Raw genomic sequence first — 24,719 nt, 5'->3', positions numbered from 1 at the left:
GCAGAAATGTTTTAATTCAATTGTAACCTATTTAAAATTTTATTGGTGAAAAAGATCTTTTTAGTTCTCCCTCTTCTTTTCCTTATTCTTTCCTGTGAAAATAAAGTGGAAAAAGTTCATAATGCCTTTTACTATTGGAAAACAGATACGTATTCTGAAGTTTCTGTTCCCGAAAGGAATATGCTTGAACAGCAGAATGTCGAAAAGCTGTATGTAAAATATTTTGAAGTGGATTACACCGAAGCGATGGGAAGTTTTCCGATTTCAAAAACCAATGTAAGGTTATCATCTTACTGCGAAGAAAATTTACCGAAGAAATACACTGTTATTCCGACTGTTTACATTAAAAATATTGTATTTAAAAAAAGTTCGGAAAAGGATCTTGATAAACTGGCAGATAATGTAAACTTTCTCATCAATAAATTTACTAACGAGAAGTTTGACTCCATTGCTGTTAATGAAATTCAGATCGATTGTGACTGGACAGCTTCTACAAAAGATCAATATTTTTACTTTCTGAAAAAATTAAAGCCGATTTCACAAAAAGAAATTTCTGTTACTCTGAGATTGTATCCATACAAATATCCTGAAAAAATGGGAGTTCCGCCGGTTGATAAAGTTACTTTAATGTGCTATAATTTAATCAATCCTTTGGCAGATGATTCTAAAAATTCAATTTTAGATCTTAAAGAAATGGAAAGCTATCTCACTACGAAGAAAAAATATCCGCTGCATATGGATATTGCACTTCCGTTATATTCCTGGATGCAGTTGTATCAGAACAATCAGTTTAAAGGAGTTTTATATAACGGAAATGATCTGAAAAAAGTACTGAAAGAAACAAAACCGCTGTGGTACGAAGTAACAAAAGATACCGTGATTGATTATAAGGATTATCTGAGAGTAGGAGATAAGATCAAATATGAAGAAATTACACCAGAACAAATCAATAAAGCTATTACATTAATCAGGAAAAATATAAAGCTGGATAAAGAAATTACCGTATCACTTTTTCATTTAGATGCCAATCAGTTAAATAACTACACCAATGAAGAGATCAGCCATTTTTATAGCGACTTTACTAAGTAATATGTTTTTTGCGTGTGGATTTTATCCTTACGGCGATGATATACGGTTTTATTTTCTTGACCCGGATAACTTTTCTTATCAGGAATATCGGTCTTTTTACTATTCATCTCTTTATTTTGGCTATAACAATGACGATGAAGAACCTGAAATTAAAGATTTGCAGAATGAAGTTCTTTGGAGAAAATACTGTAAGAATAAAGTTTCAATAGATGAAATTAATTTTGCTCTGGAAAAATATGGTTTTTCGGATATCAATGAAAAAAGCAGCAACGCTTTTATAAAATATTTATATTCAGCTAAAGACAATGAAGCGGTAGATTATCTGAAATTTGCCAAAAACTGCGAATTTTTCAATTCGTGGCAGGAAGATCCGTGGGAAAGGAATGAAAATACAGCAGCTCAGAAGAGAACAGTTTTATTACATCAGGCAATTGCTTTAGCTTCCAAAACCAAAAATTCAGAGATCAGAAAAAGATATGCGTTTCTTGCGGTTCGTCTCGCTTTTTACAATGGGGATATGAAGTCTTTGGCGAAGATTTATGCTCAATATTTTTCTGTGGAAAAAGCAAATGATATTATTGATATTTGGGCTTTGTATTTTAAGGCAATCGAAGAGAAAAATCAGGGGCTTAAAAATATTTACTTTGCCAGAGTTTTTGCCAAATGTCCCGAAAAGCGTTTTGTTTCATGGCAGGCTTTCGATCATAGATTATCAAAAGAGGAGGTCTTGCAATCGATAGATGATCCAAAAGATAAAGCCAGGGTTTTAATGATGTACAGCATCTACAATTCTGGTAAAAACATAGATAATCTTAAAGAAATTTATGCCTGCAATTCTAATTTTGACGGACTGGGTTTTTTGGTGTCGCGCGAGATCAGTAAACTGGAAGACTGGATTTTTACACCTTATTATTCTTTGTTTGAGCCAGCCATTCCGGATTCCGGATATAGTTCTCAGTATGATCAGGAATATCAGTCGGTAAGAAATGTCTTTGGAAGAGTGGAAGCGGACAGAGAATATGCAAAAGAACTTTTGGAGTTTATCAATTCCGCAGATTTATCGAAGGTACAGAATCCCGATTTCTGGAAGTTTGCCAAAGCTGAACTTTTATTCATGACGAAAAATTATTCTGAAAGTCTGAAGCAAATCAGCAATCTGGAAAAAACGTTGCCGGCAGATTCTAAAATCCGGGAAAATGCAGAGCAGATCAAAGCATTAAATCTTTTTGCAAATCAGACTTACGGAAAAGCCGTAATTCCTGATGCCGCAAAAGAAATTATCATTAAAAACAGAAAAAACGAGCGGTTTATTTTTGCATTGGGAAGAGAACTGGAATATCTCGGAAATACGGATGATGCAGCACTTTTGTATGCTTCTCTGGATGAGAGGTTAAACAGTCTGGTTTATTTCAAATCGTTAAAAAGTGACCGTCATACTTACGGAGATTATTTTGTAGATTATTTTAATTATATGGATGCAGTCTATTCTCCTGAACAGGTGCAGAGTTTCATTAAAAAGACTGAAAAAGTAAATTCCGGAAACGATTTGTTTTTTAGTAATTTTAAAATGAAACAACAGTCGGTTAATAATCTGTACGATCTTCTGGGAACAAAATATATCAGACAGAACAAACTGAGTTTGGCTTTACATATATTTAAAAAACTGGGTGCAGAATATTATGAAACTCAGAATACACTTTGGGAGAACGATGGAAAAGACAGTTATTCTGCATCAGGTAAAATTTTTGATCAGAATCCTTTCTATCATCTAAAATATACTCCTGATTTTATACAGGAAAAGGAAAAATTCAGAGTGACTAAATTATCTGTAACCCAAAAACTGATCGAATATCTCGGCAAAGCCAATAATCCACAGGAAAAAGACAGGGATTATTACTATTTTCTGGTTGCCAACTGTTATTACAACATGTCGCAGTATGGGAATGCGTGGATGATGAGAAGATACTTCGTAAGTTCAGCAGGAAATTTTTCTATCCGTGAAGATAATGAGGAATTTAATACGGCTGGTCTGGCAAAATTATACTACGGAAAAGCTATGGAAAACGCGAAAACTGAAAAATTCAAAGCGTTATGTCTCAGAATGCAGGGAAGGTGTGAAAATTATAATTATGATTTTAATGGTGAGGAAAATGCGGACAGTTTTTCCCGATCCGATGACTATGAAGACAGAAGGCTCGAAAAAAACAGATATTATCAGGATCTTAAAAATAAATATGCAGGACAGTATGAAGATATGATGAGCGGATGCGAATTTTTTGAGGATTACTTTAAGGCAAGACGTTAAAAGATTACGGCGGAGCTGAAAGCTCCGCCGTAATCTTTTAATATTATTTCAAAAAAATTAATTCATATAAGCGGAATTAGATCCGATTCCTGTTACGAATTTTTTCAGAACTGTTCCCGAAGTATTGTATACCGTAACTTCTGACGGTGCAGTAAAATTCTTCACATCAGACGCAAAGATTTTCCCGTCTTTTACAGAGAAACCATACAGCGTAAAATATTGTCCTCCGTCTACAAAATTGATAAGAGGAGTAGAAGGTGCTGTTGTTGCATTCATATCCATTGTGTAAATCTTGTTGGAAGAGGTGAAATAGTATTTTCCGCCATCAATTTCAAGATTTCTTGCATTGGCGATGCCTGTTAAAGTTGTCGTTTTTGTAATTGTTCCTGCAGGAGAAATTTCATAAATGTAAGAATTAGATGTTCCTGAAGCTATTACGTACACATTATTATTGTAACTGATGGTTTTTTCGATTTCACCATTTGGAACAGAAACTGTGTTGATGATCTCATTGGTTGAAGTATTGATTCTTGTAAGCGTACTTCCGTAGCTGTAAGTAGCATTCTGAACAAATACCGTTCCTCCAGCTTCAACCACTCTTTCCGCTGTAGAAGTGGACGCGAAAGGAATTTTCTTTACGAAAGAAAGATCAGAAAGCTTGTAAACATTCACATATTTTGCTCCGTTATACTTATCGTTGGAAACATAAAGATTTCCGTTGCTGATCGTCATGTATCTCGGGTTATCCAACTGAGCCGTAATTTCTCCGGTTTTTTTGAAATTATAACGGTTAACAACCTGTACTTTATTCGAATTATTCAGAAGCAAAAAAGCTCTGTCGTCACTGAATGTGATCGTCTGTAAAACATCACCCAAATTTTCGTTGTTATTTTTCTTATAAATATCGTTTTCCAATACAGAAAGATCTTTAGAAATAAAAGAAACACTTGCTGTAGGCGTTCCGAAGTTTCCTTCATTCGCAATAAAATATCCGTTTTCATAATCACCTCGCGATGGCATTACATATTCATCCTCACTACATGAAACATTAATCACAAGGATCAAAGCCAGTAAAAGCTGAAAAAGTCTGTTGAATTTCATAATATAATAATTGATTTTAAAAATTTAAGTTGATATAAAAACTGTAGTTTCTTTTAGGTAATGGATAATAAGCCATCGTTTCATAGATTTCGTTGGTGATATTATTTACCCTCAATCCTAAAGTATACTTTTTGGCAACCGTTGCAGATAATCCTGCATTCAGGACGAAATACGGTTTTATAAGATAATCGTTATTCTCATCAGAAGTGGTAAAAGTCTTACCCGTAAACATTCCCTGAACATACAGGTTCATAAATCGGTACTGATAATCAGCATTTCCGAAAACCTTATGAAGAGGAACATACATCAGCTGATTTTCCGTTTCAAGATCTACAGATCTCGTATAGCTGTATCCCGTGTTTATTTTTAAAGAATGTTCTTTAGAAAACTTGTGCTGAAACCCAATTTTAGACTCAAGACCATAAGACTCAACATTTCTTACGTTTCTTGGTGACCAATATCCCAGAGAAGTAGGAATCCATTGGATCATATCCTCTATTTTCATGTAATAAGGCGTGAGACTCAAGGTAAATTTTCCATAAGTCAATTCGTGACTCATTTCAGTCTGCAAAGATGTTTCTGCTTTCAGATCCAAATTTCCGCCCGGATTCCAGTAAAGATCATTGAAGGATGGAAATCTGAAATTCTTTGAAAAACTTGTCCCTAAACTATACCAGTCAGAAACCTTCCATTTGCCTGAAAAAGAATAGAGTAAAGGCGATTCTATATTTTCAATAAAATCCTTCTTGATTCCGGCTTCCAGTCTTAGTTTCTGGGTAGGGAAATATCTGAACAATCCTGCAACAGAATAAATATTTCTCTTTACATCCTCAATTCCGGATTGATAGCCTTCCCCTTTATTGATCTGAAACTCCCCGATAAGATTGACATTCAGTTTAGGCGTGATGAAATAATTGAAATCATCTTTAAAAATCAGATTTTTTCCCGTTCCGCCACTGGTTTTAGGAGCCTCAAAAACCCCGAAATACTGGAAGTTTTCTTCCGTGTAAGCCGCTTTCAGACTGTTTGAAATCGATTTTGAATTTACATCGTGGGTAAGAAGGCTTCGGAAAGTCTGGGCTGCATACTTTGTGCGGTTGCCGTTTTCCGTAAAGATCGGATAATTCTGTTCCGCATCATACAACTGGCTTTGCCAAGAAATTTTCTGATTTCGGGCAATTTTGTAACTGAAGCCAATGTTCGCTGTACCGTTAAAATATTTACCGTTTCGGTTGATATACTGCTTTTCAGGAACCTCATAATTATTTTGACTGATGAAATAATTTCCGGATGCCTTAAAACTGAAATCCGCATTACTGAAAGAAGTTTTAAAATAATTCTGGAACGTCTCATAAGAAGCCACTTCACTATGTAAAGTTGCATGAAAACCCTCATTAAATTTTAGTTCATTGTTAAGGTGAATACTTCCTCCTATTGCTCCGCTTCCGTAAACCACACTTCCGCCGCCTGCTTTCACTTCAAGCGCATCATAACCGAAAATCGCGATATTGTTAACATCTCCCTGTCCTAAAAAAATAGAATTGATGTTAATTCCATTCCACACAAAAGCAGTCTGCTGCGCCGTTGTTCCCCTGAAAGAAGGCGAGGAAACCGCACCGCGTCCATTTTCCTTAATATAAACAGGAGACTGAAAACGCAGCGTCTCAGAAAGATTGGCGGAATTTTTTTCAATGTCTTTTGGAGTAATTGTAGTAACCGGATGAAAAAGTTTAACCTTATTCATCTGATTGTCAAAAACATAAACGGTGTCAATAGTTTTCTCCTGCGCGTAAAGAAAACAACCGTATGATGCAAAAAGCAGTACTAAAGATCTTTTTAATGCCATTCCTATTTTACTTTTCCTCCGAAAGCAATGTTTTTAAGATTACATTTTGGCAGGTCTCCTGACTTTCGCTTTCTACACCTTCCCGTTTTCACAGTGGTTTTATCGTAGAAATCTTATATGCGATTTACAGTTGCGGGGACAGTTTGGGATTTTCGCCCAATTCCCTTTTCATTCCAAATTAATGGAAACCAAAATTTTTGCAAAGATAACTTTTTTAATTTATTGACAAAAAAAATACCCGTTAAGTATGTTTTTAATAAAACAATGATTTGTTGCATTACATACGAAAAACAATTTCAGGAGCTTTTTCCAGCTTTCGCTACTCGCTTTTTTTTGATTCGGCGGCGGCTTTTGCCGCCGCCGAATCAAAAAAAGAGCTCAGACATACCGCTCAATCTGGGCTAGGAAAATAAAACCGCAGAAAATAAACAGTTTTATAAAATTCAGATTCTATTGAAAAATAAATAATTATTTTAAGTAAAAATTATTTAAAATGTATTAAAATCTTACTTTAAGTTTCTTTAAATTCATTTTAAATTTAGCCGCAAAAAAGACAAAAGACTTTATTGAATTGATTTAAAGTATTTCAAAAGTCTGCAAAGAGAAAAAATCTTTGATTTTTTTAACTTATGTGCTCTTTTTTTTCCATTGAAGGACTAAACTTAAAAAACTAAAGTGTTTAAATCTTTTGCCTCTTTTGTGGTAAAAGTTTAAGTAAGTTATTTAATTACTTTAAAATAAACCTCACTGAAGAAGAAAATCATAGATTTTTAAAGACTATGTGTTCTTCTATTTTAAATACACATCATTCAAAATCTCATGTGATGAAAGAAAGTCCCTTCTTAAAAAACTTTCCCTTAAATAAAAATCCAAACAGAAGTAAAGAGTTTGTTTAAACTTGTTAAAATAAAAATATTCTTATTGAAAAAAACTAAGGTGAAAGGTTTGATAAAAGTTCTATTCTTTTAAGACGCAAGAAGAAAATTAAAGATTTTCCTTTATAATGCTGATGAAATTTTATCGCAGATAAAATCCTTGCGCCTTAAAGCATACTATCTTAAACAACTTTGCGCCCTTGCGAAAATCCAACCTGAATTCTTATTTACTATTATTTAAACATTTTAACTATAAAAAAGTACCGTCAAAATAAAACGGCAGAAGATCTTTAATAGAATGTACCTTCACCACCTCATCATTCAGATTAGAAAAATAAAGCTCAATATTTTCATTCTGCTTCGTTTCATATTCTATAATGCTCTGTCTGCACGATCCGCATGGCGGAATCGGTGGATTTTTCTCAGAAAACTCCTTCGGTCCGCCTACAATAAAGATTTTCTTTATTTTTTCAGACGGAAAATTTGCCCCGATCCAGAAAAGAGCAGTCCTTTCCGCGCAAAGTCCGGAAGGATATGCCGCATTCTCCTGATTGTTTCCGGTATAAATTTCTCCGTTTTCCAGAAGCACAGAACAGCCAACCAAAAAGTTAGAATAGGGAGCATAAGCGTTCTCGCGCGCTTCTTTTGCTTTTGCAAATAATTTTTTTTCTATATCGTTCAGTTCAGCGTTATTGTTGAAATATTCGTAACTGATATGAGTTTCTTTTTTCATATATTGTGGGTTTAAAAAAAGGGGGATAAATTTACTTTTTTTTCATGAGGTGGGCAACACCATCACATTCTTTAAAAATTTTAAAAATCAGATCAAAAATGTTATACACTCCAATCAGATTCAGAAATGTTGAATTGAAAAACCGTTGGGTAATGTCTCCAATGTGTATGTATTCTTCCGAAAACGGATTAGCCAACGATTTCCATTTTGTACATTACGGAAGCAGAGCGCAGGGCGGAACCGGACTAATCATCCTTGAAGCAACGGGAGTAGAACCCCGCGGAAGAATTACCAACCATTGCATGGGAATCTGGAACGACGAACAGGCAGAAAAACTAAAGAAAATTGTAGAATTTGTACACCGGAATTCAGAAACCAAAATAGGCATTCAGCTTGCACATGCCGGAAGAAAAGGATCTGCGTGGAATAATGTACAGATCCCGATAGAAGAAGGCTGGGAAACCATCGCACCAAGTCCGATTCCGTATCATCCGACCGAAAGAATTCCACATGTTTTAACCATCGAGGAAATCAAAGAACAGGTTGAAAACTTCAGACAGGCAGCGAGAAGATCTGTAGATGCAGGTTTCGATGTCATAGAAATTCACGCGGCACACGGTTATCTTATCCATCAGTTTTTATCACCGCTTTCCAACATCAGAACCGATGAATACGGCGGAAGTTTCGAGAACAGAATACGGTTTTTAATTGAAATCGTAGACGCAGTTAACGGCGAATTAAATGAAAATGTTGCCTTATTTGTAAGAATTTCCGGAACAGAATACGCAGAAAACGGCTGGGAAATAGAAGACAGTGCCGAACTTGCTAAAATCCTTAAAAACCATTCGGTAGATCTTGTTGATGTTTCCAGCGGAGGAAATATTCACGGAGTAAAAATTCCGGTTCACGAAGGCTATCAGGTTCCGCTTGCGTCACAGGTAAAAAATGATTCAGAAACAAAGACAGGAGCAGTAGGATTAATTACGAGAGTCAATCAGGCAGAGGAAATTCTGCAGAAAGGAGAGGCAGATTTAATTTTCATTGCCAGAGAAAGCTTAAGAAATCCTTACATTGCCGTTCAGGGTTCCTTTGAAATGGATGAAGACTGCTTTTTTCCTCATCAGTATTTAAGAGCAAAAATTTCTAAATAATTTTTTTATATATTTGAGAATCATAACCCTGCATTACAATGAAAATTGAAGACTTTATGCTGCCTTGTCCCATCAAGAAATTCTTTGGAATAGACTGTTTTGGGTGCGGAACGCAGAGAGCTATCGTCATGGTTTTTGAAGGCAGGTTTGACGAAGCATTTCATATGTTTCCGGCGGTCTATACTTTATTGCTGTTTTTCGGAACGGTCTTCCTGAATTTTGTAGACAGAAAACGGAATTACAGTAATATTTTGGTTTTTCTTGCCATTATCAATGCCATTATTATGGTTACTTCTTATTTTTATAAACATTTATACTTACCTATACATTAATCAATTAAATTATAACTATGGAACAACAAAAATTACCTAACGCAACGGCGGTATTAATCTTGGGAATTGTATCAATTGTCGGGTGTTGCTGTTACGGACTTCCGGGACTTATTGCAGGGATCATTGCATTGGTTCTGGCTAAAAAAGACGGAGAACTTTACAGAAAAAATCCGGCGGCTTATTCAAATTACGGACAATTGAATGCCGGAAAAATAATGGCAATCATCGGAATTGTATTAAGTATTTTATACGTGGTTTACGTTGTTGTCATGATCTCTACCCTTGGATGGGACGCTATGAAAGACCCACAACTGATGCAGGAAAGAATGAGAGAACTGATGGGACAGTAATTTCTTATTAATTTAAAAATAAAAGCCTTCTTTCAATTGAGAGAAGGCTTTATTATTTCTTAAAGCTAAATTTATTTCACAATAAACTTCAATGAAGAAGCATCTAATTTTAGAATATAAATTCCCTGCTCCAGATTTTTAATTTTAATAGAATTTTTACCGTTTTTAAAAGGCTGATCGATGGTCTGCATTACTTTTCCGTGAAGATTGTATATCTCCGCTTTTTTTATATTCTGCGTTTCTCCTTTTACAAAAACCTCATTATTGGAAACAGGATTTGGCGAAACCTGTAATGTATTCTGATCTGAAATGGTTTCAGTAGAAAAACTTTGAACCTGCTTTGCCGTTCCCGAATAACACGTCCAGCTCAGATCATCAAGAGCAACTCTGTTGGTGGTAGAATTATTTTCTAAAGTTACCACCACATTCCCCGGAATATTAATATTGCTTATTGTGGTAGTTGCTGCACTGATGTTGTAAGGAATAGTTCCAACAGCCGTTCCGTTTACTTTAACGGTGAAAGTTCCGTTAGAACCTGTAAATTTCAGTTGAGTAGTTACAGTCAGTGATCCGATTCCATTCGCTGAACTGCTTGAAGTTAAAGCGCCGTCTCTTATTGTAATCGCTTTGTTGGAAATCGTCTGATCTGTTCTTGCATCCGTTGCTGTCCACGTAATGCCGTTGTTTGTCCATGTTCTCGTTAAATATCCTGTTGTACCTGCAGGAATATTTTCAAAATTTTCATAGACGCAATTTGTCGGAGGAGGAACAGCATCCGTAGTTCCCGAAACTGTAGAGCTGTTGGCGGAAGAATTTCCTGCAGCATCTTTAGCAATCACATTAAAGGTATAAGTGGTGGAAGCATTTAAGCCTGAAATGGTCGCAGAAGTTGCACTTACCGATGTTTTTAAATTTCCGTTCATGTAGACATCATACGAAGTAACGCCAACATTATCTGACGAAGCATTCCACGACAGCGAAATGCTGCTTGGCGAAGTTCCCGTAACCGCAAGACCGGTAACAGTGGAAGGAGCCTGTGTATCGATCGGAGCATTGGTTGTGCCTGAAACGATAGAGCTGTTCGGAGAAGAATTTCCTGCTGCATCTTTCGCTACAATATAAAAAGGATAAGTAGTGGAAGGACTTAATCCGGAAATAGTTGCAGAAGTGGAGCTTACAGTTGCCTGTAAATTTCCGTTCATGTAAACGTTATAAGAAGTAACCCCAACATTATCGGTTGAAGCATTCCATGAAAGCGAAATGCTGCTTGAAGTAGTTCCGGAAACACTAAGCCCTGTCACAGTTGTCGGAGCCTGTGTATCAGCGGGAGCCCAGATCTGGTTTACATAATTCGGATTATCGATGAAAGGATTTCTGTTTCCCTGATAAGCATAGGTAGCATTGTTCCGGTTGATTTCCGCCTGAGAAACAGGATCCTGATTGTGCCAAGCCAACAGAACATTAAGTTCCCAGGTCTGCAACCCCGGAAAAGCAGAATTACCTAAAATATCTCCAGAAGAAAATGTAGCAAGCTTACTCTGATAGCGCGTTACAAAATAAAAAATCATACGCGCAACATCCCCTTTAAATTCATTAACAGGTTCAAAAACAATCCCTGAATATCCGGGTGAAGCAGAACTTCCAAGTTTAGAACCGTTAGACGATAGGGAAGTCGCAGTTCCTACGATTCCAAAAGGATAATCTGCCCTCATGGCATTTACTTTTCCGTCTGTTGCTCTGATGAAATTGATGTCGGAATACATCGGTGAAGCAGAATTAAATAAGCTCTGAGGAATAATATGCTCTCTGTTATAGCAGTTTCCTTCTTCTGTATACGTTCCGCATTGGTTGGTTACAGGAATAAAATTGTAAGGATCTGCACCGGTCGGATTTTCAGAATAAATATCCAGAATAGAACCGTCATTTTCATAATTCTTGTCAATATCGGTTATTTTAAAACCTGTCCAGAGTGCGTTATAGCCTTTGTCCTGATGACCATTCGTAATGATTGAACTCAGTGCTGTTTTCAGAGAAGCTCCGGAAAGTCCGTTTGCCGAATTGTAATATCCCGAAGGAGCCTGAGCATTTGCTAAAACTGAAGCAAAGCCCAAAATGAATAACTGTTTTTTCATGGTAAATTTTTAAGATCGTAATATTACCATAAAATTTATGAATATAAAATTACATAATCGTTAATTTTTAATAAGATTCATACAAATAAAAGCCTTCTTTCAACAGAGAGAAGGCTTTTGTTATTTATTAAGCTAAATTTTATTTCACAATAAACTTCAATGAAGAAGCATCTAATTTTAAAATATAAATTCCCTGCTCCAGATTTTTAATTTTAATAGAATTTCTACTGTTTTTAAAAGGCTGATCAATGGTCTGTATTACTTTTCCGTGAAGATTATAGATCTCCGCTTTCTTAATATTCTGCGTTTCCCCTTTTACAAAAATTTCATTATTGGAAACAGGATTTGGCGAAATCTGTAATGCATTCTGGTCAGAATTTGATGCTAAAGAAATACTTGGAGCCTGTCTTGCCGTTCCCGAATAACAGGTCCAGCTAAGATTATCAATAGCAACTCTGTTGGTGGTAGAATTGTTTTCTAAAGTTATAACAACGTTCCCCGAAACATTAATATTGCTGATAGTGGTGGTTATTGCAGAGGTATTGTAAGGTACGGTTCCTACCGATGTTCCGTTTACTTTAACAGTGAAGTTGTCATTAGAACCGGTAAATTTCAGTTGAGTAGTTACCGTCAAAGATCCGATTCCGTTGGCTGAACTGCTTGATGTTAATGCGCCGTCTCTAATTGTGATTGCTTTGGTGGAGATCGTCTGATCTGTTCTGGAATCTGTTGCCGTCCATGTAATACCATTATTTGTCCATGTTCTTGTTAAATAAGAAGCCGAACTTTCAGAAGGAATGGTCTCAAATGTTTCATTGCCGCAGCCTGATGAACTTGGCGGAGTAGAAGTTCCTCCCGAAGCAGAACCTGAACCCCAGATTTGATTTACATAATTTGGATTATCAATAAAAGGATTTCTGTTTCCCTGATAAGTGTAAGAAGCATTATTTCGGTTAATTTCCGCCTGAGAAACAGGATCCTGATTATGCCAAGCCAATAAAACATTCAATTCCCAAGTCTGCAAACCCGGAAAAGAAGAACTGCCCAACATATTTCCGGATGTAAACGTGGAGAGTTTGCTTTGGTATCTCGTAACAAAATAAAATACCATTCTTGCTACATCGCCTTTAAATTCATCAATAGGCTCGAACACTGTTCCCGAGAAACCTGAGGAAACAGAATTTCCAAGCTTAGAACCGTTTTTTGAAGTAAACGTTGCAGTTCCCACCTTTCCGAAAGGATAATTGGAACGCATTCCGTTTACTTTTCCGTCCGTAGCTCTGATAAAATGGATATCTGAAACCATAGGAGAGGCTTCATTAAAAAAGCTTTGAGGAATAATATGTTCACGGTTATAACAATTTCCTTCCACCGAATACGTTCCGCATTGGTTGGTAACCGGAGTAAATTTGTAAGGATCTGTACCCACAGGTTTTTCCGAATAAATATCCAGAATAGAACCGTCATTCTCATAATTCTTGTCGATGTCAGTGGTTTTGTACGCCGTCCAAAGTCCGTTGTAGCCTTTGTCCAGATGTCCATTCGTGATAATAGTGCTTAATGCCGTTTTTAATGAAGCTCCGGAAAGTCCGTTAGCAGAGTTGTAGTATCCCGAAGGAGCCTGAGCATTTGCTAAAACAGAAGCAAATACAATCATTAGTAATCGTTTTTTCATGTCAAGATTTTAGACTTTAAGATTACTATAAATTTATCAATAAAAAATTACGGAATTGTTAAATTTAATTATGCATAGAATTGTATACGGTGTTAAATCTTTACTTTTTATTGAGAATAAACTTGTTCTGAATATTTATTGCATACTTTTTTTGCGAAAAAAGATGACTTTTCAAAATTATTTTTGGCAGATATTTTGTGTTATTCTTTAAAAATCACCATTATGAATCACAAAATAAAAATCGCACTGGCATTAATTACTGGGGGAACGTTGGTTTATCTTAGCCGAAAGCTGAAAAACTCAAAGAACGAAACAAGAACTTTTACCGGAGAAGACGGCAAAGTCTATCAGAAGGATGAAACTTATTTAACCACAGATGGTAAAATGTACAAAAACGGAAAAGAAGTCCATTTCAAAACCCCTGAAATTTCAGAAAAATCTGTAAACCGAAATTTCCGGAATGAAAGGATTCAGAAAAATTACGATGCCCATCCACAAAACGTCGGCTATTATCATAAAGGAACCAGACATCATTAATTCAATAAAAAAGTCAATGCAGTAATTGCATTGACTTTCTTATATATTTGATTGATTTATATCTTATTTCATCGGAGGATAATTCTTCATGATCTCTGCCATGATCTCAGGAATTTGCTTTTGTTTCGCTTTAGGTCTGTCAACAGAAATTCCGCTTCCGATTCCCTGCCAAACAAGTTTATTGGTTTTAGCATCTACCAGATCCACAATAATTGCCCCTTCATTATAATTGCTCGTCCATGTTCTGTTCATGCCGATTCCCCATCCGAAAGGTCCGCCCCAACCCCAGGCTCCGTAAGGTGAAGTGGTGGTAACGTCCGTTACTTTTTTATGGTTGGCTTTTACATTTACAATCAGATCAGGATTTTCTCCGGATTGAAGACCTTTGCTTTGAAGCTGTCTCGAAAGCTCATTCAAAACTCTGTCTTTATCAATATCATTTAGTTTTAAATCATCAATTCTTAATTTATAAGTTTTGTATGAATTAAAATTTGCCGTGTCCGCATAGTCAGAACGTACGTTGAAAGGACTGCAAGACGTTAAACCCAAAGTAGCCGAAGCCAACAGTAAGAAGATATATCGCTTCATTTTATTTATTTTTTTTATCGTTTTTAATAAATGTATCGGTCTTTTTATCGTATCCGTAAGGACAATGTCTACAGCCACTTTTACAGCAATGTCCTCTCTTCAGATGAAACTTTTCCGTAAAAACTTTATAACCCTGCTCGTTGTAGTAAAAGTCTTCACCTTCTTTGATGTCAAAAAGTGCCATAGGTTAAATCTCTAAGTCAAAAAACTTTATATTTGTTAGTATGATAATTATATGCCAAAAGCCTTTAAAAAAATTAAAAATCAACGGCATTGCTCTGTTCCCTTTTATCTTCATTAGGAATCCCGAAGATAAGAAAAATAAAATATTGATTAATCATGAAAAAATACATTTAAGGCAACAGTTGGAAATGCTCATCATTTTTTTCTATATTTTTTATGTAATCGAATATTACTACTGGTTTTTTAAACTGAAAGACAGTTATCAGGCGTACAAAAGAATCTCCTTTGAAAGAGAAGCCTATTCCAATGAACTTAATCTGAATTATCTCAGGAAAAGAAAGTTCTGGAGTTTTCGAAAATACCTTTAAAATCAGGAATGGTTAACGGACAATGGTTGTGAGAGATTAGATTTCCGGTAATTCGAGATAAAATTCCCCTCCTTTGGAGGGGTGGCGAAAATTCGAAAGAATTTTTGACGGGGTGGTTAAATAAGTAAAAATAAAATTACCCATTTTTATCTTCAATGATAAACCTCACCTGTCCAAAGCAAGACTAAACACCCAAAAAACACTATTTTTGTAAAAAAGATTCAGCCTAAATGGTATTAAATGTTCCATCCGAAAAAATCCCGATTCAGGAAATTCCCATTGATAAAAAGGTAAAACTTTTTATGAAAAGGGAAGATCTAATCCATCCGCAGATTTCAGGAAATAAATACTGGAAGCTTTTTTTCAATATTAATAATTATCTCTCAGGAAATCCTGAAAAACCCTACATCATTACTTTTGGTGGTGCATTTTCAAATCATATTTCTGCGGTTTCTGCAGTCGGAAATTTAGCTGGAATTCCGACTTTGGGAATTATAAGAGGAGAGGAGCTGAAAGATAAATGGCGCGACAATCCGACTTTACTTTTTGCTAAAAGAAACGGGATGAATCTGCAGTTTGTAACCCGCGAAGAATACCGCCACAAAGAAAAACTGACTGAATTTTTACAAAAAGAATTTCCGGAAGCGCTCGTCGTACCGGAAGGAGGAACCAATGAAGCCGCTGTAGAAGGCGTAAAAATGATGCTGAATGACGATACAAAAGATTTTGATTATCTTTGCACCGCAGTCGGAACAGGAGGAACGATTGCCGGAATTTTAAAATTCAGTGAAGAAAATCAGAAAGTTATAGGATTTAAAGCGGTTGACGATGATTCGCTGGAAAATAAAATCGCTGAACTAACTTCTAAGAAAAATTTTGATCTAATAGATTCAGGTTTTGGAGGTTATGGTAAAATAAAGGATGAAAATATCCGTTTTATCAATGATTTTAGAGAGAAATACGGAATTCCACTGGAACCGGTTTATACAGGAAAAATGATGCAGAAAATTTTTGAATTAATTGATGAAGATTATTTTCCTGAGAACAGCAAAATTTTGTGCTTTCACACTGGCGGTTTGCAGGGGATTGAAGGAGCCAATTTGCTTTTAGAAAAACAGAACAGAAATTTAATTATATAATTTAAATTGAAAAACATGAAAAGACTTTTCACCATCGTAAGCCTTTTAGTTTTATCAAAATTCTCAGCTCAGACCTGGGCAACCGAAGATCAGTACATCCAGAAATTTGCAAAATATGCAGTGGAAGAAATGGAAAAATATAAAATTCCGGCTTCTATCACGCTTGCACAGGGACTTTTGGAAACAGGAGGCGGGCAAAGCCGATTGGCTTTGGAAGGCAAAAACCATTTCGGGATTAAATGTAAAGAAGACTGGACAGGAAAAACAATGAAGCACACCGATGACGCTCCGAACGAATGTTTCCGTGTTTACGATGATCCTCGACAATCGTATGAAGATCATTCCATCTTTTTATCCACAAGAAAATACTACGCTAATCTTTTCAATTTAGATATGAAAGATTATAAAGCGTGGGCAACAGGTCTTAAAAAAGCGGGTTATGCAACAAATCCACGTTACGCTTCCATATTAATTGGAAAAATAGAAAGGTATAAATTGTACGAATTCGACAATACCAATTCAAAAGAAGCTTTATACGCCGTTCTGAAACTGTATCCGGACCTGAAAGACGACAGAACTTTCATGGCTCAGCTTGAACCTGAAAAATATACCAGAAAAGTAAAAGAACCTGTAACCGTTGAGGTTCCTTACAAACAGACTTCTTATGCTCAGCAGCAGAAAAGAGTAGAAAGAATTAAAACAAAAGCAGAAATTCTTAATACCATTTTAATTAAAAGTCATCCGAATGACGGATTAAAATACATCATCATTCCTGAAGATACCAACGTAGAATTTATTGCCAAAAAATTCAAAATCAGTGAAAGCAAACTGATGAAATGGAATGAACTGGAAAGTGATGTCCTGAAGAAAAATGAAATTGTTTTCCTTGAATCTAAAAACTCAGACGGAAATACTGCAACCTACAAAGCCGAAGCAGGCGAAAATATGCATGATATCGCCCAAAAATTCGGAATTAAATTAAATAAATTATACGCCAAAAACAGAATGGATGAAGGACAGAAACCTTCCGCCGGACAAGTAATTTATTTGATTGATAAAAAACCCAGAAATTAATTTTCGTTGATGGTTTATAGTTGTTGGTTGATGGTTAAAACTAACAGCTATAAACTGTTAACCAACAACTACATATGAAATACCAAAGAAGTTCAGCTTTATTCGAAGAAGCTTACAAATACATTCCGGGAGGTGTAAATTCTCCGGTAAGAGCATTCAAATCTGTAGGAGGAGTGCCTGTTTTTATGAAATCTGCAAAAGGAGCGTATCTTACGGATGCGGATGATAATACGTACATCGATTACATCAATTCTTGGGGACCTGCCATTTTAGGACATACGCATCCTGAAGTTTTGGAAGAACTGAAAATTCAGGCTGAAAAAGGATTTTCTTTCGGAGCTCCGACAGAACTGGAAACAGAAATCGCAAAATTCATTACAGAAAATGTTCCGAATGTAGATCAGATCAGAATGGTTTCTTCAGGTACGGAAGCGTGTATGAGCGCGATACGACTCGCGAGAGGATTTACAGGAAGAGATAAATTTATAAAATTTGAAGGCTGTTATCACGGTCATTCAGATTCTTTTTTAATTAAAGCGGGAAGCGGTGCTGCAACTTTCGGAAATCCAAATTCGCCGGGTGTAACCGCTGGAACGGCAAAAGATACTTTACTGGCAAGATACAATGATTTTGAGCAGGTTGAAGATCTTTTCAGACATAATCCGGGTGAAATTGCAGCGGTCATTATTGAGCCAGTTGCCGGAAATATGGGTTGTGTTCTGCCGGAAAATGAATTCCTTCAGAAGTTAAGAACAATCTGTGATGAAAACGGAGCTTTATTAATCTTTGATGAGGTGATGACAGGTTTCAGACTTGCTTTCGGAGGGGCTCAGGAACTGTATAATGTAAAGGCAGATTTGGTAACATACGGAAAAGTGATCGGTGGCGGACTTCCGGTAGGTGCTTTTGCAGGAAGAAACGAAATTATGGATCATCTGGCTCCAAAAGGAGGTGTTTATCAGGCAGGAACATTAAGCGGAAATCCGTTAGCCATGAGAGCCGGACTGAAAACTTTACAGTTGATTAAAAATGATCCGGAATTCTTCAGCAGACTGGCAAAAACTACGGAAACCTTAGATTTTGAAATCGGCAAAATTTTAAACGAAAAAGGAATTGCCCACAAAATCAACAGAAAAGGATCGATGATGTCGGTTTTCTTCCATATCAACAGTGTTTCTAATTTTGATGAAGCACAGGAAGCCAATCATGCATTGTTTAATAATTTCTTCCATCAGATGCTGCAAAACGGAGTTTACCTTCCGCCGAGTGGTTATGAAACATACTTCATCAGTGATGCGATTAAAGACAGAGAAATAGATATGACGCTGGAAGCAGTGAGAAAATTTGAATACTCTTAGTTGAAAAATACTAAAGGATAGATGATTTTCTATTCTTTTTTTGAAACAGCATCGGCTTCAGATTTATCTGAAGCCGATGTTTTTATTTTAAATCATAAACTTTTTACTGTAAAGAAGACCAGCCGATTGCCCAAGCCGGATTTCCAAGCTTATTTCCTGCACCAAGTGCATCCGATTTCTCGTTGTAGGTATTGCTTAAAAGTGTTACTGTGGAGCCGGAAGTGGAAGTCGCAGTTACTTTATTCGTAACGTTCGTATCAAAAAAGGCATCTTTAATTTTACTTTGTCCGTTAAAATAAGCTACAGTAGGATCACTTTCTATTGAAAATCCGTTCGTCCAGTTAGAAACCACTACATTTTCAAAACTCGCATACGTTCCGGAATATAATCTGATGGCTTTGGATTCTCCAGAAGTTCCGCCCAAAAGCGTTACATTTTTAATAGTAGGTTTTAAGACCGGAGTTGCTGCAGTATTCGAAGCATTATTAAGTCCTTTTATTGCAGTATTTCCAGAACCGTTTGTTTTTCTTTTAGTGAAAATATTGGTAGCGGTTCCGATCCATCCGTCTGTCCATACAAAAGCATCATCCTCGCTTCCGATGGAGACAATATTGGAAAGATTTACCGTTCCTCCGTACATCTGGATTCCATCTTCAGCACTATTAATCAAAGCAACATTCTCAACTTTTGTATCGCTGCCAACTCCAAAAAGAGAAAGTCCGTTGAATTTTACACTGGTAGAAAAACTGATTCCTGCATTTTCGATTTTTACATACGTCAGAGAACCGGAATTATCTGTTGCAGAAGCTCCTCCGTAAGCAGAATTTAAAATTTCAGAAGTATTGGCTGCACCGGTATTTACAGGAGCTTTTCCGCAGATAACAACGCCGCCCCAGCTTCCGGAAGTTTCTGTAGAAGAACGGAAAGAAACGGGTGAATTAAGGGTTCCGTTAGCAAAGAGCTGCCCTCCCTGCTGCACCAAAACATAAGATGCTGCGCCCGCTGTGGCAACAATTCGCGTTCCCGCCGGAATAACGAGTTTTCCTCCGTTTTTTACAGTAACAGCACCGTTAAGTACGTATACTTTTGTGGCATCCAGTGTTACAACCTGTCCACTGGTAACTTCCCCCTTGAAATTACCTGGATCTTTTGCAATCCCTACCACCGGAATAGTGGCAACGTCATCATCCTCTTTATTACAGGAATGAACAACAAGTGAGGTACTTATAATAAGGGCTGCTAAAATATGCTGAAAGCGGTTTTTCATAATGTTTTTAGATTTTACTTCTTTAAACAGATTTTTAAAGATCTGTGTTTTATTTGAAAAGACCAAATTACCATTTTTCTTCTTATTTTCCCAATGGTATTTTTTGCTGAATTAAATTTACTTACTCATGAAAGCGGCATCGGAAAATTTTTTCCGATGCCGCTTTTGAATTTAATATGAAGAAACTAATTACTATTACAAATTGTAGTTTGTCCAGCCTGCGTACCAAGTATCGGTAGCATCTTTAACAGCTCCTCTGTAAGTTACTGCCGTAAACCAGCTGCTTAACTTTGGATGAGTAAATACACCTCCTGTTAATAATGGAGATCCTGAAGCCGGAGAGAAGTTCGGAGTCGTTCCTGCAGGTGCCCAAGCTCCTGTTAATTTAACGTCAGCAGAATAAGTCAGCGTAGAATTTCCGTTTGAGTTATACCAGTTCGTAAGATCTGTTAATGAGAAAGTCGTAGGCGTTGTAGTAGATCCTGCAAATTTTAACGGTGTAATATTTCCTGCTAAAATATTGTTTTGGAATACTAAGCTTGAATTTCCGATGTTATTATCTGTAGGAGTACCTTTTGTAGCATCAATAAATAAACCTACCGGATATCCTGTGAATACAGAGTTGAATACAGAGATTGCAGAATTTCTTCTTATTTGTAATGCATTCTGGAACAATGCGTTAATTGTACCTGCATTTGTACTTGTAGAATTAGAGTTTACAGGTCCTATAATCGTCATGTTTGAGAATGTTGCACCCGTTTGAGGAGTTAAAGAAGATCCGTTAGCGTCATTGTCTGATTCAAAAGCGTTAGATCCTGAAACGTCTGCTACCTGAGAATCTCTTACCCCGATACCGAACTGAATTTTTCCTGAGAAACCGTTATCTGTATCAAAATCATCATCAAGACCTTTATAGGCAATAAGGTGAGAACAGTTTACCGTTCCTCCAAACCATTCGAAACTGTCATCGTTTGCATAAGCAACTTCTACATAATCTACAGTTGTTCCGTTACCTACACCTCCGAAAGTAATTCCGTTGATCTCTTTATCCGGTAAAAATGCATACCCTGCATATTCTACTCTTACATATTTTAATACACCACTGTTGTCTGCTGCATTTGTTCCTCCGTAAAGACCTAAACCTTCACTGTTGTTGATTCCTCCTTCGATTTCACCTACACCAGCCTGACCATTGAAAGAAGAATTGGTAGGAGCAGCTCCTAAGATTACAAGACCTGCCCAGTCTCCTCTTTTCGGACTTGGTTTTTCAGAAGTGAAAATAATCGGGTTCGCAGCTGTACCTTCTGCCATAATCTTACTTCCTCTTGTAATAATCAATGCTCCGTTTTTATCCGCTTCCCCTACGATTTTAGTTCCCGGTTCGATGGTTAAAGTAGCACCGTTTGTTACATATACCAATCCTCTCAACTTATAGATATTGTTAGCTTTAAGAGTAAGATTTGAAGTAATCTTTCCTGAAAGAATAAGATTTTCAGTGCTTCCGCTGCCTGAGTTCTGAACTATAGTTTGTCCATCTTCTTCTATGTTTCTACATGCTGTAACAGTAGTTGCTAAAGTACCAAGCATTAAAGAGTATAAAACAAATTTTTTCATGTTATAAAGACTTATTATTTTTATTAGATAATTGATTTAATTGTAATTAGAAGTTGTATCCGAGAGTTAAACTGAAGTTTGTTCCTGTTACTCTGTCGATTGCCAATGCATCAGCACTGTCGTATTTTTTATTATTGTTCAGATCATGATAGAATTTCGCATGACGGTTCAGGATATCCGAAACATTCAGCTTAATTTCTCCCTTGTTCTGCCATAGTTTTTTAGCGATCTGGAAATCAAGAAGCGGTCTTGGATTTTCCCAGATTGGCGGAACCTGATCATTTCCTACATAAAGAATTCTTCTTCCAATCATATTAAAAAGTACTGTTGAAGACCATCCGGATTTTTCAGAATCATACTGCATGCTTAAGTTTACGGTGTAAGGAGACTGTCCCTGCATTGGTCTGTCTACATTGGTTGCAGCATCTGTTACCCTGTTTTTAATTAAAGCAAAGTTACCTCCCAGTGTAAAGTTTTTAAATGCACTTACAAAGTCCAGTTTCTTTCTGAATTCTAATTCCGCTCCATAAGCATCTGCCTTATCTACATTTAAGTAATTGAATGTATTACTGGTTCCCACTCCGGATTGGTTGAAATATAATTCGATAGGATTTTTAAAGTTTTTATAGAATCCCGCAACCGAAAGAATCTCCCCGTTTCTCGGATACCATTCCCAACGAATATCCGCATTGGTAATTTTTGTTCTCTGGATATATTTATTACCGATTACGGTAGCTCCCAAATCAAAATCATAATAAGCTAATGGAGAAACCTCTCTGAATTCAGGTCTTACTACAGTCTGTGAACCAGCAACACGTAAATTCATGTTATTGGTAAGCTTGAATGTCATATTCAGAGCAGGTAAAAAGTCTGTAACACGGGTATTTACAAAACGGTCATCACTTCTTTTCGTACTTCCTACCAACTGATCGAAGTTTTCAACTCTTAATCCCCAAACTGCTCTGAACCATGAGGTAAAGTTGTTATCCATCTGCAGATACCCTGCATTTAAAATTGTATTTGCGATATATCTGTACTGGTTTCCTGCAATTTCGTCGAAAGTAAATTTGTTTCCTGTAGTACCAAAATTCTCAGAATTGAAAATAGTTTCGAAAGGTTGTGAAAGCAATGACTGATTGTATCCTGCAAGTCTTACAGAGAAAGGTCTTGAGTTGTAAACCCTGTCTTTCACCTGAAATAAATATCCTCCCTTAATGGTTTGTTTCTGGCCTCCGAACATTTCGAAAGTTTTGGAAACATCACCTCCTGCATTGTATAAATAATCGCTAAGTGTAGAGTAGAATACACTTCCTGATTTTTGAGAAAGACCGTTAGAGATCAAAGCCAGATAAGGGCTTCCGCTGATATCCGGATATTGATTGTACTGTAAACGCTGTAACAATGGAATGTACTGATCCAGGATTCCGAAACTTCCGTACCAGTTAACCGTAAAACCGCCGAGAGCATCAATCTTATGAGTTCCGTTAAGAGTAGAGTTATAGAAAGTAGTTTCTTTAAATCCAATCTCTCTTGCCATGATATTTGTTCCGTTTACCGGATCAAATTCAAAATCTTTTCCTGTTCTGAAAGACATATGGTTTACCGTATTGTTGGTAATAATGTTTTTCAGGGAGATTTTGTTATTATTATTCAGCTTTAATGTTAAATTTAAGAGACCTCCTAAAATAACATCATTCTGATATTTTTCTGTATAGTAATCGAAGTTGGTATCTGCTTTCGTTCCGTTGATCGTGAAGAAGCTGTTTTGCGTTTCAATTCTTCTTTTATTGTTGCTGTAGTTTAAAACCGCAATTACTCCCAGATCTTTCCCGAAAACTTTAGTGTTGAAACCACCATCGAGCTGTAAGCTTATATTCTGTGGAAAACCATTCGTATCATACCCCAGATTTTTCACATATTTTCTTCCATAATCCGTTTTATCTGCATCACTAAGAAGCGTGAAAGAATTCTTGGCAGGCATTCCCGCAGGAAGTTTTCTTGTTCCGTCATCAATTCCTAAGAAATCCCACTTTCCTCCTTTCTGCATTTTAAATTCCTGCCCCATTGTAATAGAATTTCCTCCTACACCCACTTGCGCGTTGAAGAAATTTTTATTGGGAATATCCTTAGTATTTACCTGAATTAATCCGCCTCCCCATTCTCCGGTATATTCCGGAATAAATGTTTTGTTGATTACCAGTGTTTCAATAACGTTAGCAGGAAAAAGGTCGAAAGAGAACGTTTTTCTGTCCGGCTCTGTACTGGATAACTGGATGCCATTCAGCATTGCCTGATTGTAACGGTCAGATAAACCTCTTACAACAATATATTTTCCGTCAAATAAACTCACTCCGGAAACTCTTTTCAGAACTTCACCCGTGTTTCTGTCCGGACTTCTTTTAATAGCTTCCACACCAATCACCTGAGAAACAACACCTGCATTTCTTTGCAGACCGATGGTAGAAGCAATCGTTTCTTTTCTTGCGTTGGATTTAATAACAACCCCTTCAATCTGTTTTTCTTTTGCAGACGTATTAGGCTTATCTAAGACAATATCAAGGTGAGTATTGGCATCACTTTTTACAACCACTTCACTTATTTCTTTTCGGTTGTATCCGTTAGAAGTTACCGTGATGACGTAATTGGTTCCAGGGGGAAGGCTCAGAGAGTAGTTTCCGGAAATGTCAGTTGTTACTTCCTGATCATTTACCTTTATTTTTACCCCTTCAATAGGCGTATTATCTTTCTCGTCCAGTACCCTGCCTTCTAGAACCTGGCTTTGTGCAAATGCATAGCCGGCGGAAAACAAGGCAAGCAGCATAATGCTCTTGTGGATTTGTTTTTTCATTTTTACTATATCTTACTCGATTCTTTCGGTGCAAAGGAATAAAGAATTTATGGGTTAGGTAGTTTAGCAAAATTTAATTTTTTCTTAACTAAACATTAAGAAAAGAATATAATTGTTAACTTTATGTGAACGATACCCGTTTTGTTAAACAGTG

At 36.5% G+C, this 24,719-nt stretch carries 20 protein-coding genes and 1 riboswitch; of the genes, 10 read left to right on the top strand and 10 right to left on the bottom strand.

Annotation, left to right across the window (positions count from 1 at the left end; genetic code table 11):
* Positions 1-45: 45 nt before the first annotated feature.
* Positions 46-1,089 carry a hypothetical protein gene (locus KKI44_RS07330; RefSeq protein ID WP_214590518.1) on the top strand — a complete coding sequence of 348 codons (1,044 nt, stop codon included), beginning with the start codon at positions 46-48 and terminating at the stop codon, positions 1,087-1,089.
* On the top strand, positions 1,049-3,394 hold the full coding sequence (locus tag KKI44_RS07325; protein WP_214590517.1) for a hypothetical protein: 2,346 nt from the start codon (positions 1,049-1,051) through the stop codon (positions 3,392-3,394). Before KKI44_RS07330 ends, KKI44_RS07325 begins: the two co-directional genes overlap by 41 nt.
* Positions 3,395-3,451: 57 nt before the next feature.
* On the opposite strand, the gene KKI44_RS07320 is transcribed toward KKI44_RS07325, so the two are convergent.
* From KKI44_RS07320 to cdd, 3 genes are all read right to left on the bottom strand, one after another.
* Positions 3,452-4,495, bottom strand: a complete 1,044-nt coding sequence (locus KKI44_RS07320) for a YncE family protein (protein WP_214590516.1) — start codon at positions 4,493-4,495, stop codon at positions 3,452-3,454.
* 16 nt (positions 4,496-4,511) lie between these two features.
* Positions 4,512-6,341: a TonB-dependent receptor plug domain-containing protein gene (locus KKI44_RS07315; protein WP_214590515.1), complete on the bottom strand. Its 1,830-nt coding sequence runs from the start codon at positions 6,339-6,341 to the stop codon at positions 4,512-4,514.
* A 30-nt stretch (positions 6,342-6,371) separates the two neighbouring features.
* A riboswitch (cobalamin riboswitch) is annotated at positions 6,372-6,549 on the bottom strand.
* A 917-nt stretch (positions 6,550-7,466) separates the two neighbouring features.
* Entirely contained in the window at positions 7,467-7,949 is a 483-nt protein-coding gene (gene cdd / locus KKI44_RS07310) for a cytidine deaminase (RefSeq protein WP_214590514.1), read from the bottom strand.
* A gap of 98 nt (positions 7,950-8,047) precedes the next feature.
* Between cdd and KKI44_RS07305 the strand changes: the two genes are divergently transcribed.
* The 3 genes from KKI44_RS07305 to KKI44_RS07295 are packed head-to-tail and all read left to right on the top strand — an operon-like array spanning position 8,048 to position 9,782.
* Positions 8,048-9,100, top strand: coding sequence for an NADH:flavin oxidoreductase/NADH oxidase (locus KKI44_RS07305; RefSeq protein WP_214590513.1), 1,053 nt, complete (start codon positions 8,048-8,050; stop codon positions 9,098-9,100).
* A 38-nt stretch (positions 9,101-9,138) separates the two neighbouring features.
* Positions 9,139-9,432 carry a DUF2752 domain-containing protein gene (locus KKI44_RS07300; RefSeq protein WP_214590512.1) on the top strand — a complete coding sequence of 98 codons (294 nt, stop codon included), beginning with the start codon at positions 9,139-9,141 and terminating at the stop codon, positions 9,430-9,432.
* Between the two features lie 17 nt (positions 9,433-9,449).
* Positions 9,450-9,782 carry a CCC motif membrane protein gene (locus KKI44_RS07295; RefSeq protein ID WP_214590511.1) on the top strand — a complete coding sequence of 111 codons (333 nt, stop codon included), beginning with the start codon at positions 9,450-9,452 and terminating at the stop codon, positions 9,780-9,782.
* Positions 9,783-9,853: 71 nt separating this feature from the next.
* Here the strand turns inward: KKI44_RS07295 and KKI44_RS07290 are convergent, their stop codons facing one another.
* Complete coding sequence (locus tag KKI44_RS07290; protein WP_214590510.1) at positions 9,854-11,914, bottom strand: endonuclease; 2,061 nt, start codon at positions 11,912-11,914, stop codon at positions 9,854-9,856.
* A 139-nt stretch (positions 11,915-12,053) separates the two neighbouring features.
* A complete protein-coding gene (locus KKI44_RS07285) occupies positions 12,054-13,589 on the bottom strand; it encodes an endonuclease (protein WP_214590509.1) in 1,536 nt (511 codons plus the stop codon).
* A gap of 222 nt (positions 13,590-13,811) precedes the next feature.
* On the opposite strand from KKI44_RS07285, the gene KKI44_RS07280 reads away from it, so the two are divergent.
* Entirely contained in the window at positions 13,812-14,126 is a 315-nt protein-coding gene (locus tag KKI44_RS07280; protein WP_214590508.1) for a hypothetical protein, read from the top strand.
* 63 nt (positions 14,127-14,189) lie between these two features.
* On the opposite strand, the gene KKI44_RS07275 is transcribed toward KKI44_RS07280, so the two are convergent.
* Positions 14,190-14,714, bottom strand: coding sequence for a DUF4136 domain-containing protein (locus KKI44_RS07275; RefSeq protein ID WP_076396528.1), 525 nt, complete (start codon positions 14,712-14,714; stop codon positions 14,190-14,192).
* A 1-nt stretch (position 14,715) separates the two neighbouring features.
* Complete coding sequence (locus KKI44_RS07270) at positions 14,716-14,898, bottom strand: DUF5522 domain-containing protein (RefSeq protein ID WP_029294953.1); 183 nt, start codon at positions 14,896-14,898, stop codon at positions 14,716-14,718.
* Positions 14,899-14,938: 40 nt separating this feature from the next.
* Here KKI44_RS07270 and KKI44_RS07265 point away from each other — a divergent pair, with 40 nt between their 5' ends.
* From KKI44_RS07265 to hemL, 4 genes are all read left to right on the top strand, one after another.
* The gene (locus KKI44_RS07265) at positions 14,939-15,265 is read left to right on the top strand and encodes a hypothetical protein (RefSeq protein ID WP_214590507.1); all 327 of its coding nucleotides are present in this window, start codon (positions 14,939-14,941) and stop codon (positions 15,263-15,265) included.
* A gap of 230 nt (positions 15,266-15,495) precedes the next feature.
* Positions 15,496-16,404 carry a 1-aminocyclopropane-1-carboxylate deaminase/D-cysteine desulfhydrase gene (locus KKI44_RS07260; protein ID WP_214590506.1) on the top strand — a complete coding sequence of 303 codons (909 nt, stop codon included), beginning with the start codon at positions 15,496-15,498 and terminating at the stop codon, positions 16,402-16,404.
* 15 nt (positions 16,405-16,419) lie between these two features.
* Entirely contained in the window at positions 16,420-17,478 is a 1,059-nt protein-coding gene (locus tag KKI44_RS07255) for a glucosaminidase domain-containing protein (RefSeq protein ID WP_214590505.1), read from the top strand.
* A 74-nt stretch (positions 17,479-17,552) separates the two neighbouring features.
* A complete protein-coding gene (gene hemL, locus KKI44_RS07250) occupies positions 17,553-18,836 on the top strand; it encodes a glutamate-1-semialdehyde 2,1-aminomutase (RefSeq protein WP_214590504.1) in 1,284 nt (427 codons plus the stop codon).
* 103 nt (positions 18,837-18,939) lie between these two features.
* Here the strand turns inward: hemL and KKI44_RS07245 are convergent, their stop codons facing one another.
* From KKI44_RS07245 to KKI44_RS07235, 3 genes are all read right to left on the bottom strand, one after another.
* Positions 18,940-20,103, bottom strand: a complete 1,164-nt coding sequence (locus KKI44_RS07245) for a hypothetical protein (protein WP_250902176.1) — start codon at positions 20,101-20,103, stop codon at positions 18,940-18,942.
* Positions 20,104-20,298: 195 nt separating this feature from the next.
* Complete coding sequence (locus KKI44_RS07240; protein ID WP_214590503.1) at positions 20,299-21,717, bottom strand: hypothetical protein; 1,419 nt, start codon at positions 21,715-21,717, stop codon at positions 20,299-20,301.
* 46 nt (positions 21,718-21,763) lie between these two features.
* Positions 21,764-24,565: a TonB-dependent receptor gene (locus KKI44_RS07235; protein WP_214590502.1), complete on the bottom strand. Its 2,802-nt coding sequence runs from the start codon at positions 24,563-24,565 to the stop codon at positions 21,764-21,766.
* Positions 24,566-24,719: the final 154 nt, after the last annotated feature.

Source organism: Chryseobacterium sp. ZHDP1, assembly GCF_018603435.1.
Lineage (GTDB): Bacteria > Bacteroidota > Bacteroidia > Flavobacteriales > Weeksellaceae > Chryseobacterium > Chryseobacterium indicum.
Note: the sequence above shows the minus strand (reverse complement) of the source record. Positions and strands in the feature narration are given on the sequence as shown.